Raw genomic sequence first — 14069 nt, 5'->3', positions numbered from 1 at the left:
ACGTCCAGTACGAGGACTTCCGGCCGGCACACCGAGAGCACGCACCGGACGCCGCTCCTTGACGGGCAAACGTTGCCTGCCGCGGCACTAGCGTTCGGGCTCATGGATGACGGCGTGTACGTAGGCAGTGCGGGCAAGGACGCGACAGTGAACCGGGGATGGCTGCTCGGGCATTTCATGGAGCAGGGCGATCCCCGCCACAGTGACGCCGTCGAGGTGAAATGGGGTGTCCATCCACGCGGTGAGCAACGAGCGCAGTGGGTGCAGGGTGAGGTGCGGACGGCTCTGCTGGTTCTCATCACCGGACGCTTCCGTATGGAGTTCCCCGGCCGCAGCGTGCTGCTGGAGCAGCAGGGCGACTACGTCGTCTGGGGCCAGGGGGTGGATCACTCCTGGTTCGCCGAGGACGACTCCGTGGTCTTGACCTTGCGATGGCCTTCTGTCTCCGGATACGCCGTCCCCGACGGGGAGAGCGCGGCACGACCGAAGTGAACCATTGACCCCTTAATGTCGCAGGCCGAGCGCAAACAGTATTCCATCACTGAATCGGTGTGGCGTTGGTCACCGTTGACCGCCCAATCGAAGCGCATTTAGCATCAACGGAAATGGGCCACCATGCGGACGGCCGGATAAACAGAGCCGTCCGCAATCGCCACTCCGCAGGCACCTCGCCCAACTTCATAGAACAGCGTTGACCAGGCCGGATAGCCGCTCACGCTTTATCCGATTTTCGCCGCGTTCTCTTCTCGTGAAGGGTAACCCGTGTTTTTACCCCGAATCGCAGTCAGTAATCATTCCGGCGAAGAGATAAAACCCGCGCCTTTGTCGCTGGCGCAGGAGCGTCTGTGGGTCATGGCACGCATGGACGGAGACGCCAGCGCCGCCTACAACGAGCCGATGCCCTTCGATATCCGGGGACCGCTGGACCGGGGCCTGCTCATCAAGGCGCTGCATCTGCTCACGGCCCGGCACGAGGCCCTGCGCACCCGACTGGTCCCCTTCGAGGGTTCGGCTCTTCAAGTCGTCGATCCGCCGGACACGGGGTTCCCGGTGACCTTCGAGGATCTGACGGGACTGCCGGACGGGGCCGAACGATTCGCGCGCATACGGTCGGAGGTGGAGGGCACCCCGTTCCGCCTGGGCGAGGAGCCCATGGTGCGCGGCTGCCTGATAGCGCTCCAACCGCACCATCACGTACTGATCCTGATGGCGCATCACATCATCTTCGACGGCTGGTCCCGCTCCCTGCTACTGAAAGAGCTGGGCGTGATGTACTCCGCCCTTCAGCGGGGGCAGGACATCCCGCTGCCCGAACTCACCTGGCAGTACAGGGACTACACGCGCTGGCAGTGGGAGTGGATGTCCGGAGACGAGCCCGCCCCACACGCCGACTACTGGACCACCGCACTGGCCGGCACCCCCGCCGTGATCTCCCTTCCCACCGATCGGCCCCGCCCGCCCGAACAGGGCTTCCACGGCGATCGGCTGCCCGTGACCGTCGACGAGGATCTGACGCGAGCTCTGCGCGCGCTGGCCGAAGACAACGATGTCTCCGTCTACGCGACCGTCCTCACCGGCTGGTCCGTGCTGCTGTCCCTGCTCTCCGGGCAGGACGACATCGTTGTCGGCGCCCCCACGTCGAACCGCCGACGCGGCGACGTCGAGGGCCTCATCGGCTTCTTCGTCAACACCCTCGCCCTGCGCGCGGATCTCTCCGGCTCCCCCAGCATCAGGGATGCCCTGAAGCGGGTGAACCAGCGGATCCGTGACGCCCTCAAGCACGTCGATCTCCCCTTCGAACGAGTCGTCGAACTGGTCAACCCACCGCGGAGCCCCTCCTACACAGCCCTGTTCCAGACCGGGTTCGCCTGGGTCCCCTCCATGCGGAAGGAACTCGAACTTCCGGGCCTTCAGGTCGAGTTACGGGAGGACGCCGCCCACGTACCCGCGAAGTTCGACATGGTCCTGGCCCTGGCAGACGAGGGGCGGCACCTCACCGGCGAGATCGACTACGCGGTGGCCCTCTTCGATCGGGCGACGATCGAACGGTACACACGTCAATTCCTGCGCGTCCTGCGCCTGATGACCGAGCGGCCCGATGCCGAGATCGCCGACCTGACCCTGCTCGACGAGGACGAACAGCTGGCGCTCCTCGCCGACTTCAGCACAGGGCCCACCGTGGCCGACCCGGCGTCGGCGGACGTACTGGAGCGCTTCGCCGCGCAGGTCCGAGAACGCCCCGGGCAGTGTGCGGTGGTGGCCGATGACGCGGAGCTGGACTACGCGACACTCGACCGCCGGGCCAACCGTCTCGCCCATGCACTGATCGCCCGCGGTGCCGGTCCCGATCGTGTGGTGGGCCTGCACGCCGGACGTACGACCGAACTCGTCATCGGCGTGCTCGGGATCCTCAAGTCCGGAGCCGCCTACCTGCCCCTCGACCCCGGCCAGCCCCCGGATCGGCTCGGCGCCATGGTGAGCGACGCCGCACCGGTCCTCGTGCTGACCGACGAGAGGGACACCGCGGACGACCGCGGGCGGCTGTGGGAGCACCTGGCGAAGGTGGAGGCAGAGGGGGCGCACGACGAGGCACCGGCCGTCGACACGGACCGGACCCGGCTCGCCTACGTCATCTACACCTCGGGGTCGACCGGCCGCCCCAAGGGCGTGGCGGTGACGCACGCCAGTGTCGTCAATCTCTTCGACCACTGGCGCGAACTCATGGGGGACGCCCCCGGCGAGGCGTCCTCCGCCTGGTCGAGCATCGGCTTCGACGCGTCGGTGCACGAACTCCTCGTCCCGTTGGCCACCGGCGCCGTGCTCCACCTGGTTCCCGACGAACTCCGTGGAGACCCACGGGCATTGCTGGACTGGATGCGCGAACGGAAGGTCACCCAGGCGTTTCTGCCTCCGTCCTACGTCCTGTGGATCGGCGAGGATCCGGCCGCACGCCTGGCCGGATCGAGCCTGCGTCAGCTCCTGACCGGAGTGGAATCCCTGCCGGAGAGCACCCTGCACCGCATGCGTGAGCTGCTGCCCGGCCTGCGCATCTGCTTCGGCTACGGCCCGACCGAGGCCACGCTCTACTCCACCGCCTACACCGACCCCCAGCCGTACGAGCGGTCGTGTCCCATCGGGCGGCCGCTGCGTGGCACACGCCTGTACCTGCTCGACGACCGAATGCGTCCGGTGCCCGTGGGAGTTCCCGGAGAGGTCTACCTCGGCGGAGCGAGTCTGGCCCGTGGATATCTGAACCGCCCCGACCTCACCGACGAACTCTTCGTGCCCGACCCGTTCGTCCCCGGTGAACGCCTCTACCGCACGGGCGACCTGGCGCGCTGGCTGCCGGACGGCAATGCAGAGTACGTCGGCCGCCGCGACGACCAGCTCAAGCTGCGCGGATTCCGTATCGAACCCGGCGAGGTCGAGGCGGCGCTGGTGGCGGTCCCCGGGGTGCGGGAGGCCGTCGCCCTGGCCGACCGCGACGCCCCCGGCGGCCCCCGCCTGGTCGCCGGCGTGGGCTGTGACGCCGGAGCCACCCGGCTGCCGTACGAGTGGCGTGCGGCCCTCAAGGACCGGCTGCCGGACTACATGATCCCCGCCGTGGTGGCCGAGTTCCCGCGGCTGCCGTTGAACCGCAGCGGCAAGGTGGACCGGACCGAGGTGCTGCGCGCCGCGGCGGGAACCCGCGCCGGGCAGGTCAACACGGCGGCGCCCCGCGACCATGTGGAGATGGCGCTGTACCGGGTCTGGCGCGGGGTGCTGCTGCACCCGGACATCGGTATCGGTGACAACTTCTTCGAGCTGGGCGGCACTTCGATATCGGCGATCAAGATGGCGTCCGCCGTCCAGGAGGAACTCGGCGTCGCCCTGCCCGTCCGGGACGTCATGCTGCACCCCACCATCGAGGCGCTCGCCGAGCGGGTGCGCGGCAACGGGGGCGACACCGCGCGGTCCGCGGAACCCGGCAACCTGGTCGAATTCCGTGCGGGCGGCGGCCGGCAGCGTGTGGTGTGTGTGCACCCCGCCGGCGGCACCGCGTTCTGCTACCTGCCGCTGTCCGCCGAACTGGCCGACGACATCGGCGTGGTGGGGCTTCAGGCGCCCGGCATCAATCCCGGCGAGTCCACCCTGCCCGGTGTCGAGGCGATGGCCGAGGAGTATCTGCGGCTCGTCGGTCCCCGCGCCGACGAGGCACTGGTGCTGTGCGGGCTCTCCTACGGCGGTCTGATCGCGTACGAGATGGGCCGCCGCCTGGTGGCGGCCGGACACGAGAGAGTGAGTGTGGTCCTCCTCGACACCCACGGTGCCCAGGACGACGAGCAGCGCGCCGCGATCGCGCCGGTCGGCATGGCGGAATTCCGGGAGAAGCTGGTGCGCTTCAACGGCATGTACCCGGGCATCGACGACGACCAGGTGGCCCGGTACCTGAACGTCTACAACCACCACCGCGAGACAGGGCGCGACTACGCCGTACCCCGATCGCCCGCCCGTGTCGTGCTGATGCAGGCGACGGCCGTGGAGGACGAGGAAGCGGACGTCGAGAACGCCGCCGCTCGTCTACGCGCGTTCTGGCGGCATCGCGTCAGCGGCGAGTTCGTGGTCGAGCCGGTCGCCTGCGGTCACTGGGACATGCTGGAGAGCGACGAACTGCCCCGCGTCGCCGCCGTCCTCACCGCCGAACTGCACCGGCTGGCCTCCGACCCCGGCCAGGGCGAGACGGAGTGCACCACACCTTCCGGCACGTCGGAGGCACGATGAAACCGCACGTCGAAACGTCCCCCACCGACGTGGCCGAGGACGTGAGCGCCCCGGCCGGGATAGCCCTGGAGATTCACCGCCGGGCTCTTCGCACACCACACGCCGAGGCAGTCGTCGACGGCGAAGTCGGCCTCGACTACGCGACGTTGAACGTGACGGCCGCCGGCGTCGCCCAGGAGCTGGGGCGCCTGGGTGTCACCGCGGGGCAGGCCGTGGCGGTGGCGCTGCCGCGGTCGTGGCGGCTGGTCTGCGTGATGCTGGGCATTCTGCGGCTGGGGGCGCAGGTCGTGCCCCTCGACACGCAGAGCCCCGCGGAACGCCGTCAGTTCATCCTCCGGGACTCCGCTGCGGTCGCCCTGGTGCACGAGACGACCGAGAGCGTCACCGGGCTCCCGCAGCACGTGAAGGCGCTCGCCGCGGCCGCCCTTCTGCCCGAACTCCCGGACACCGCTGAAGCCGTGGAGGCACCGTCCGCCCCCGGCGAGGTGTCCTTCCTGTTCTACACCTCCGGAACGACGGGGCAGCCCAAGGGAGTCGAGGTCCGTGACGCCGGGGTCCGGCGACTGGCACAACCCGGCTACATCCGCGTCGAGCCCGGTCTGCGCTATGCCTGCCTGGCGAATCCGGCGTTCGACGCGCTGAGTTTCGAAGTCTGGGTGCCCCTGCTGACCGGTGGCTGCTGCGTGGTCCTGAGCGACGGGGACGTGCGGACTCCCGAGCGGCTCGCCGCGGCACTGCGGCACGAGGGGGTGGACACCCTCTTCGTCACCACGGCGCTGTTCAACGCGATGGTCACGGCTGTGCCGGACTGCTTCGCCGCGGCCGGCGAGGTTCTTGTGGGCGGTGAGCAGCTCACCCCCCAGGTGATGCGCCGCTGGTACCGGGACAACGCCGACAGCGGCACCCGCCTGTTCAACGTATACGGGCCAACGGAGTCCACCACCTTCGCCCTGTGCCACCCGATCCCCCGGGACTTCGACGGGGCCGTGGTGCCGATCGGCCGCCCCTTGCCGCAGACCGGTGCCGTCCTGGTCGTGCCGGGCCAGGAGCGGGTGGCCGCACCCGGTGAGGTCGCCGAACTCCTGCTGAGCGGAGCCGGGCTCGCCGCCGGATACCGCAACCTCCCCGAGGAAACCGAGCGGCGCTTCGTGCGGCTCGCATGGCTGGACGGCGGCGCGGAACGGTACTACCGCACCGGTGACCTCGTACGGGTGGATGACGAGGGCCTGGTGAAGTACGTCGGCCGAACCGACCGCCAGGTCAAGGTCCGCGGCTTCAGGATCGAGCCCGGCGAGGTGGAACGGCGCGTTCTCACCCACCCGGCGGTCCAACGGGCTCATGTGTGCACGCGCCGCGCGGGCCAGGAGGGGCCCAACGAACTGCTGGCGTTCGTCGTCCTCCGTCAGGAACTGTCCTACGAGGAGTTCGACAGCCACCTGGCGGCCCACCTGCCCGCCTACATGCGCCCCCACCAGATTCATCTCGTGGCCGAGCTGCCGCTCAACTCCAACGGCAAGATCGACGAGGCCGCCCTGCTGCGGCAGGCCGACCGGCCCTGGCGACCCGCCTCCCCCGGCGCCGAGGGACCGGCCATGACGGAGACGGAGTGCCGGGTCGTCGAACTGGCCGAGGAGATACTCGGCACCACCGGCCTCGGGCTCGGCGACCGGTGGATCGCCAGCGGCGGTGACTCGTTGAAGGCGCTGCGGTTCTGCTTCGCCGTACGACAGCGATGGGGCCGCGAGCTGTCCCAGGCGGCCGTCCTGCACGGCGACCTGGCCGCCGTCGTCCAGGCGGTCGCCACGGTCCGTCCCGGCGAGAAGAGCGCCTTGCCGGCACCGGTGGTCTCCGGCGCCCGCTCGGCGCCCGCCACCAGCGAACAGCAGCGGCTGTGGCTGCTGCAGCGCCGCACCCCGGGCTCCCGGGCCTACTCCGTCAACCAGGTCTTCCGCGTGGACGGACCCGTCGACACCGTCGGCCTCCGGCGAGCGCTGCGCGGCCTGGTGACACGCCACGAGGCGCTGCGGACGAGCTTCGGCCTCGGGCCGGACGGCCTGGAGCAGACCGTCGGCGAACCGTACGACCCCTGGCACGAACCGGGCCCCCAGCATGCCTGGGACGAGGAAGAGGCGCACGCCTTCGCCGACACCTTCTTCGCCGAGCCCTTCGACCTCGCCGTCCCCCGCATGCTCCGAGCCTGCTGGCTGCCGCGTGACGACGGCGGCACGCTCTTGCTTCACCTGCACCACATCGCCGTGGACGGCTGGTCGTTGAGCATCTTGCTGCACGACCTGTCGGCCGCCTACGCCGAAAGCGGCCGGCCCGAGGCACCCGCTCCGACCCCGCTGGACTTCGCCGTCTGGCAGAGCGACCGATTCACGAGCCCTGCCTACCAGGCGCAGCGCGATGAACTCCTCACGTTTTACCGGGGTTTGGAGGAGCCGCTGGAGCCCCTGGAGCCGCTGCCTGCCCAGGACGCGGATCCGGCACCGCGGGCGCACCTGCTGCACACGTCGCTCGACGTCGTTCGGCGGGCCCAAGTGGACCAGCTGTGCGCCGAGTTCGGACTGACCCGGTTCCAGGTCCTGCTGAGCGTGTTCTCCTGGTGCCTGTACGGTGTGACCGGCCTGGTCCGCCCGCGCGTCGCCGCCCCGGTCGCGGGTCGCCCGGTGCTCGAGTTCGAGAACAGCACGGGCATGATGGCGAACACCGTGCTGCTGCCTCTGACCGTCGCGCCCGGTGAGGACCTGTGCTCGCACCTCGCCCGTACCGGGACCGACACAGGGCGGGTACTGGGTTGCCAGGACGTGGCGCTCACGGACGTCCTGACCGGCTGGGAGGGCGTCGGCGACAGCACGCCGTTCGACTTTCTGTTCGTCCTGGAGAACACCGACTTCGGGGCGCTGCGGCTGCCCGGTTGCGCCCTGCGCCCCCTGTGGTGGGCGTCGCCGGAGGCCAAGTGCCCGCTGACGGTCTCCGTGGTCGAGCACGGGGACGGACTCGACGTGCTGTGGGAGTACGCCGAGGACCGGTTCAACGGCGAGGACGTCGAGGCGATGACGGAGCTGTTCCGGCGGGGCGTGGACGCGCTCGCGGCCGGTGGCCGCGCCACCGCCCGGGAGCTCGTCGTGCCGTACCGGCGCTCCCTTCCGGAGCACGGGCGCGGACCCGCCCCGGAATCCGGCTTCAGCACGATCGCCGAAGGCTTCGGCCGGCAGGTCGCCCGCACTCCGGACGCCCCCGCCGTCGTCACGGCCGACGGCGTCACCTTGAGCTACGCGGCCCTGGACGCCCGGGCCGCCGCACTCGCCACGGAACTGGCCGACCGCTACCCGATCCCGGCCGACGGCAGCCCTTGCCGGGCGGCCCTGTACCTGGATCCCTCCGTCGAACACGTGGTGGCACTGCTGGCGCTGGCACGGCTGAACGTCACCGTCGTCCCCCTCGACCCCTCCTACCCGCCCGACGTGCTGCGCCGCGTCCTGGAACAGATCGACCCGCTGTGCGTCCTGGCCACGCAGGACGGCTCGCCGACGCTGGACACGCTGCTCCCGGACGGTGTGGTGCGCCACCTCGTCGTACCACCCCTGAAGAGCGACGGCACGAGCGAGCCGTACGACGGGCAGCCCTACGTCCGACGCCCGGACGACGTGCCGACACACGACGGCGCCCGCCCCCTGTACATCCTGTTCACCTCCGGCTCGACCGGCGTCCCCAAGGGCGTGCAGATCCACGACCGCACACTGTGCGACCTGATCAGGTGGCAGTCCGGTCCCGGCGGCCTGACCGCCCCCGCGGCCACCCAGCAGTTCTCGATGCTGGCGTTCGACGTGTCCTTCCAGGAGATCTTCGGGACGCTGTGCACGGGCGGCACCCTCCAACTCGTTCGTCCCGAGTGGCGTCAGGACGTGCCCGCGCTCCTGGACCGGCTGGACTCCGCGGGCGCCGAGCGGATCTTCATGCCCTATGTGGCCCTGCACCTGCTCGCCGAGTACGCCGTCCGCCTGAACCGGTATCCCTCCCGGCTGCGCGAAGTGGTCACCGCTGGCGAGCAGTTGGTATGCACGGACAGCATCCGGCGCTGGTTCGCCGGACTCCCCGGCGCGCGTCTGTTCAACCACTACGGGCCGACCGAGACCCATGTGGTGAGCGCCCTGTGTCTGGAGGGAGATCCCGGCCAGTGGCCCGAGCGACCCGCCATCGGACGCCCGGTGGCAGGCGCCGATCTGCGTGTGGTGGACGCCCAGGGCGACCCGGTCCCGACCGGGCGCACCGGCGAGCTGCTGATCGGCGGCACCATGGCCACCCGCTGCTACCTCGACGAACCCGCACCGGACGACACCCGTTTCGTCGAACTCCCCGGCGCGGGCCTGTTCTACCGCAGCGGTGACCGGGCGTTCTTCGACCGCGAGGGCCTGCTGCACTACGCGGGCCGCGAGGACCAGCAGATCAAACTGAGCGGGCACCGGCTCGAGCTCGGCTCCGTCGAGGCGGCCCTGCTGCGCCATCCGGCGGTGGTCAACGCCGTCGTCACACGTGACGGAGACCGGCTGACGGCCGACCTGGAAGTCCGTGGCGAAACGCCGTCCGCCGACGAGCTGACCACGCATCTGTCCGCCCTGCTGCCCTCCTACGTACGGGTGGACCGCTTCCGCAGGCTGGAGAGACTGCCCCGCACACCCAGCGGCAAGCTGGACCGGCAGTCGGCCGTCCGGGCACCGGGGGAAGAGATACGCCGTTCCGCGCTCACCCGCACGGGCCTGTCGGCCGAGGAGAAGCGCCTCACCGCCGCCTTCGAGGAGGTCACCGGGTCGGTGATCGCACCGGACCAGACCTTCTTCGAGGCGGGTGCCTCCAGTCTCGCCCTGATGCGCTTCCACCTGCGCTGCACTACGGCACTCGGTCTGCGCTTCAGCGTCGCGGATCTGTTCGAGCACGTCACCGTCCGCTCCCTGGCCCGCCACCTCACCGCCCCGCGGCCGCTCACCCCATCGGCCGCGGAGCACGACCAGGCCCCTGAACCCGGCGAGCCGATCGCGGTCGTCGGCATGGCGGTACGGGTGCCCGGCGCCGCGGACCTGGCCGCCTTCTGGGAGCTGGTGGTCTCCGGCGGCACCGGAATCCGCCGCCTCGACGCGCAGGAAGGAGTCGTCGGCGCGCACAGCACGATCGACGGCATGCTCGACTTCGACCCGGGCCACTTCGGCATCAGCCCTCAAGAGGCACGTCTGATGGACCCCCAGCAGCGTCACCTGCTGATGGCCGGCGTGCAGGCCCTGGCCCACGCCGGAGTGGCGAACACCTCGGCCACCCGGGTGGGCCTGGTGGCGGGCGCCGGGGAGAACACCTACTTCCAGTCCCTGCTGCGCGAGGCGGACCCCGACCGACTGCCGGACGCCTTCCAGCTCGCCCTCCACCACGAGAAGGACTTCCTGGCCACCAAGGTGGCGTACCACCTCGGGCTGACCGGCCCCGTCTTCAGCGCCCAGACGGCCTGCTCCAGCTCTCTGGTCGCCGTGCACCTCGCCGCCGGTCTGCTCCGGCAGGGCGAGGCCGACGTGATGCTCGCCGGAGGAGTGCTCATCGACCCCGGGCTGACCGGCGGCTACCGTTACCGTCCGCAGCACATCTTCTCCGCGGACGGCGACTGCCGGCCCTTCAGCGACGACGCCACCGGCACGGTCGGCGCGAGCGGCGTCGGCGTGGTGGTCCTCAAGACGCTGCGGCGGGCACGGCGCGACGGGGACACCGTCTACGCACTCGTCACCGGCTCCGCGATCAACAACGATGGTGCGGCGAAGATGAGTTACACCGCGCCGTCCCTCGCCGGACAGCGGGAGGCGATCCGCACCGCCCTGTCCCGCGCCGGACGCGCGGGCGCCGACCTCGGCTATGTGGAGGCACACGGCACCGGTACCCGGCTCGGCGACCCGATCGAAGTGGGAGCGCTTCGGCAGGCGTTCGACGTCAGCGAGTCCGGCCGCTGCGCGCTGAGCTCCGTCAAGAGCCAGCTCGGCCACATGGGCGCGGCCGCCGGTGTGGTGGGCCTCGTCCGCGCGGTCCTCGCCGTGCACCACGGGACGCTCCCGCCCAATCTCAACTTCCGTGCCTTCAACCCCGAGATCGGCCCCGATCCCGCTCCCTTCTACGTCCCGGCCGAGGCCACGCCCTGGCCCGGGGGACGCGAACGGGTGGCCGCGGTCAGCAGTTTCGGGATCGGCGGTACCAACGCCCACGTCATCGTGGAGAAGGACACCGCGCCCGGACCGGTGGCGACCGGCGAGGTACCCGCGTGCCTGGTGCTGTCGGCCGCCACGGCGGACGCCCTCGCCGCCGACGCCGCGCGGATCGCCGACTACCTCCAACTCCACCCGGAGCGTTACGAGTTCGTGCTGCGTCATCTCCAGGCCGGGCGGGGCGCTCGCCGCCTGCGGGCCGCGGCACCCGTGACGGACGCCGCCGCGGCCGGGCGCTGGCTGCGCGCGGTGGCCGCGGGAGCGGTGCCGCCCGGTACCGCGGACCCGGACGCCGTAACGGTCTCCGCGGCCGGTCGCACGGCCCACGACCTCGCCGCGGACTGGGCCGCCGGACGCCCGGTCGACTGGGGGTCGGGCTCCGCTCCGGCGCCCTGGGACTTCCCGCCCCCGTCCTTCTCCCTCACGGAATACGACTTCGAGCGGCTGCCCGAGAAGCCGCGCGAGGTCCCGGCCGCCACACCCCGGCGGCTTCCCCGGAAGAACTGGCTGCACCAGCCGCACTGGGTCCGGCTGCGCCGTGCCACCGTCGCGGACACCGGCGTGCCGGCCGGCCGGGCGTCCACCGTGGTCGTCGTGGCGTCCGAGAACACTCCGCGGACAGCGCTCACGCCCTTCGAGGCGGTGGCATCGCGGGTGATACGGGTGCACCCGGCCGGCGCCTTCGCCCGCAGAGGACCGAACGCCTACGCCGTGGACCCCGCCGATCCGGCGTCCGTGCGCCGGCTGCTCGACGCGCTGTCCGAGGACGGTTTCCCCGCGTCCGCCGACACGGAGTGGGTGCACGCCCTGCCCCTCGACGTGACGGGGCCGGTCGGTCCCGGCACCCTGGAACACGCCCGTCACACCTGCCTGGACAGCACGGCCGCCCTGGCCCAGGCCCTTGCCGGGCGAAACAGCTCCCCCCGTGTGTGGTGGCTCTCGTACGGCGCCCGGCCCGTGACAGGCACAGTGGACAGACCCGAACTGGCGCTCCTCTCCGGGCCGGTCGAGGTCGCCCCTCAGGAGTCCGCCCTGACCGGCCACTGGCTCGACCTCCCCGACGGCGACCTCACCCGCTGGGCCGGACACGTGGCCTCGGTCATCGCCGGAACACGTGAATCCGGTCATCCCGACGGACCGGATCTACCGCGCCAGCTCGCGCTGCGAGAGGGCTACTGGTGGCGGCCGGGCACCGTACCCGTACCGGAACCGGAGGGGACGCGGTCCCTCGTACCGGCCGGAGCGGACACCGTCCACCTGGTGCTCGGCGGCACGGGCGGCATAGGCCGCGCCATCGCCGCCTGGCTGCTCGAACACACTCGCGGTCGCGTTCTGCTGCTGTCGAGAAACCCGCGGCTGCCCGAGGAGCTGAACGGTTGGGCCCACCGCATCGGCCTCGTCCCGGCGGATCTCGCGACCATGCCCGTCCACGATGTGGCGGCGGCCGTCGCCAGCCACACGTCACGGCTGGACGGCGTCATCCACGCGGCCGGTCTCGGACACGGCGCGCTGCTCGTACGACGTGACGCCACCGAGATGCGCGACGCCGCCGCGGTCCGCGAGCGGGGCGCACTCGTCGTCGAGCACCTGATCGGAGCCTTCCGCCCGGACATCGCGGTCTACTGCTCCTCGATGTCCGCCTTGCTCGGCGGTGTCGGCCAGAGCGACTACGCGGCCGGCGCGAGCCTCCTCGACGGCTTCGCCCACCACCGGGCCACCGAGACGGAGACGACCGTCCGGATCGGCATCGACTGGGACATCTGGAGCGAGACCGGAATGGCGACCCGGGTCATCAACCCGGACAGCCGCCATCAGGCCCACCTCACAGTCGGCCTGACCGCCGAGGAGGGCAAAGCGGTCTTCGCGCATGCCCTGGCCCTGCAACTGCCTCAACTCCTCGTGTCCACCACCGACATCGATGTCTCCCGGGCCTTCTACGCTCCGACCGGGATCGCGGCCCCGTCCTCGCGTTCCGGACCGGTGCACCCGACGGACACAGAGGAGGAAGCCTCCGGCGTCGGCGGTTCCGGAGAGCGGGCGGACACCATGGCCCGGTCGATCCAGGATCTGCTGGGCGTGGACGAACTGGACCCGGAGGACTCCCTCTACGACCTGGGCGCCGATTCGCTGACCCTGATCAGCCTGATCGCCCGGATCGAGGACGACTACGGCGTCGAGTTCGACCTGGCCTCCTTCAGCCACCGCGTCAGCCTCACGGAGATCCTGAAACACATCGAGGCGGCCCTCACCTCCGCCGAGCCCACCACCGAGGCGGCCGGGGGCACCTCCCGGGTCGTCCTCGACATCTGGCAGGAGGGAACCGGTTCGGCCGTCCTGTGCCTGGTGCACCCCGTGGGCGGAGACATCCAGGCCTACCGCTCCCTGGTGGCAGCGCTCGGCCCCGCGCCGACGGTGTGCCTCATCGCCGACCCGGCACTCCGCGACACCGGGATGCCCGCGTGGTCACTGACCGAGCGGGCCCATCACTACGACGCGAAGCTACGTGAGCGCTTCGGCGGACCGGACCACCGGCTTCACCTGGCCGGATGGTCCTACGGCGCCCGTGTGGCGATGGAGATGGCGGGTCTCGCCGAGTCGGCCGGCCGGCCACTGGAGGCGCTCTACCTTCTGGATCCGCCACCGCCCGAGGCAAAAGCGCTGGTCGCCGCCTACGACGAGGCTCACCTCGACAGGGTGTTCGCCGCCGAACTCGGCGCCGGCGCCTCCTCGTTGCCGCCCGAGCACGCACAGGCGTACGCCGAGAGGCTGGCCCGCTGCTGCCGCGCGAACCTGCGCAGCCTCGGGGAACATCGCGTACGGCCACTCGTCTCCGTCCCCACGTATCTGTGGCTGGCCGAACACCCCACGGCGGGCATGCCCACCCCCGCAGACCCTCAGGAGCCGGACCGGCAGTGGAACACCTGCCTGCCTCCGTCCGCCGTACGCAGGTATCTGCCCACGGACCACCACGGCATCGTCGCGGCACCCCACGTGGACACGGTGGCCGAGACCATCAGGGCGACGCTGGCGTCCCCGGGTGCCGGTGCTCCCGGTACCGCTGACCTGTAAACC

At 71.0% G+C, this 14069-nt stretch carries 3 protein-coding genes; all 3 read left to right on the top strand.

Annotated features, from left to right (window positions below; genetic code table 11):
- Window positions 1–102: 102 nt before the first annotated feature.
- Window positions 103–492: a signal peptidase I gene (locus tag AB0J04_RS35070; protein WP_363172648.1), complete on the top strand. Its 390-nt coding sequence runs from the start codon at window positions 103–105 to the stop codon at window positions 490–492.
- 270 nt (window positions 493–762) lie between these two features.
- On the top strand, window positions 763–4761 hold the full coding sequence (locus AB0J04_RS35065; protein ID WP_363172647.1) for an amino acid adenylation domain-containing protein: 3999 nt from the start codon (window positions 763–765) through the stop codon (window positions 4759–4761).
- The gene (locus AB0J04_RS35060; protein ID WP_363172646.1) at window positions 4758–14066 is read left to right on the top strand and encodes an amino acid adenylation domain-containing protein; all 9309 of its coding nucleotides are present in this window, start codon (window positions 4758–4760) and stop codon (window positions 14064–14066) included. The genes AB0J04_RS35065 and AB0J04_RS35060 overlap by 4 nt, the downstream gene beginning before the upstream one ends.
- Window positions 14067–14069 lie beyond the last annotated feature (3 nt).

The sequence above is a fragment of the Streptomyces sp. NPDC050263 genome, from assembly GCF_040655955.1.
Classification (GTDB): domain Bacteria; phylum Actinomycetota; class Actinomycetes; order Streptomycetales; family Streptomycetaceae; genus Streptomyces.
This window is presented reverse-complemented; position numbering and strand designations above follow the sequence as displayed.